Consider the following 1,122-nt stretch of genomic DNA (forward strand, 5'->3'; position numbering starts at 1 on the left):
TTGTTACTAATTTTACAAGCTCTACGTGCCATTATTAGGCTATGGCGGCGTAAATTCTTTACGAAATTTGAGGGAGAAATTTATCCAAAAAATTCAAGTGCAAAATTTGAACTATGGATTTTGTGCGCGGATTTGTGCCGCAAAATTTGTGTGCAAAATCGTGCTTAAAAATTCTATTTAAATTTTTGGCGTCGTATTCTGCGGGGAAATTTTAGTTGAAAATTTCGAAGCTTTTAGAATTTTGGCGCGCTCTTACACAGCCTAGAGTTTAAAATTATCTGAGGACGACGTCCGCTAGCTCTAGCGCGCACGTATCGGTGCGTCGCGAAGCAAAAAAGCTCATCGTTATCGCAGAGCGTGGCTAAGCAGTAAATAAGAGCATTGAACTCATCGCTACCGTCTATGCTTAGCGTAAAAATCTGGCTAAACGGCGTGACATAAAAATATAGCGTGATATCTCCGCAGCGGTTGGATAAGGCACTAAAGTGCACTTTTTCAATTGGGAATTTTGTGCCGTTTTGAGTGATTAAATTTTTATCGCTCACATAAATTCCCTTGTACACGGCATCCCAAAAGACCTACAAAAACACCATTATCATGCAAAAGCCGGCTAGCAGGATAGTTATATTAAAAACTACGCCGTATTCTGCTTTAAAGCATAGCGCAAGCACGCCTAAAACGGGGATTAAGACTAGCAAAGCAGCGATTAGTTCAAGCCCGCTTCCGCGCTTTTTATACTCGCATAGGATGCATTCATTTGCGTCCAGCTGCACTTTGGGCGCGAGCGGGATACGCACTGCGTAGCGAAAGCTAGCCCCACAGCCATGTAACAGCTTCTCGCTCAATGCTTCAAAGCCGCTTTTTGCCAAGATTCTTACGCGCCCTGGCGCACTAGCGTTTGCCGCGTCGCTTGCCGCCGTATCGCCTTCTGATGCTATGCCAGCCGCAGCCTCTAAGCCAGCTTGCCTAAACTTAGCTCTTTTATAGCTTACCTCATCAATATTTATCATTGTTACATACGGTGAAATTTGTAGCTATTTTATCGAATGGCTACGTAATTTCGGATAAATTCCACGGCGCGAAATTTTATAAAATTTCATATGGCTTACGCTATGTATTTTG

The 1,122-nt window shown here is 43.0% G+C and carries 2 protein-coding genes; both read right to left on the reverse strand.

The genetic code is table 11. The features are described 5' to 3' along the window. Positions 1-233: 233 nt before the first annotated feature. Complete coding sequence (locus tag Q0256_RS10405) at positions 234-545, reverse strand: hypothetical protein (RefSeq protein WP_297962786.1); 312 nt, start codon at positions 543-545, stop codon at positions 234-236. A 33-nt stretch (positions 546-578) separates the two neighbouring features. Beyond that, on the reverse strand, positions 579-1,010 hold the full coding sequence (locus Q0256_RS10410; RefSeq protein ID WP_297962788.1) for a hypothetical protein: 432 nt from the start codon (positions 1,008-1,010) through the stop codon (positions 579-581). Between the last annotated feature and the right edge of the window lie 112 nt (positions 1,011-1,122).

This window comes from uncultured Campylobacter sp. (assembly GCF_937949835.1).
In the GTDB taxonomy this organism is placed as follows: Bacteria; Campylobacterota; Campylobacteria; order Campylobacterales; family Campylobacteraceae; genus Campylobacter_B.

Bases quoted from the DNA above. Each gene is read 5' to 3' on its own strand.
- Q0256_RS10410 (WP_297962788.1), bottom strand. From the start codon at position 1,010: ATGATAAATATTGATGAGGTAAGCTATAAAAGAGCTAAGTTTAGGCAA.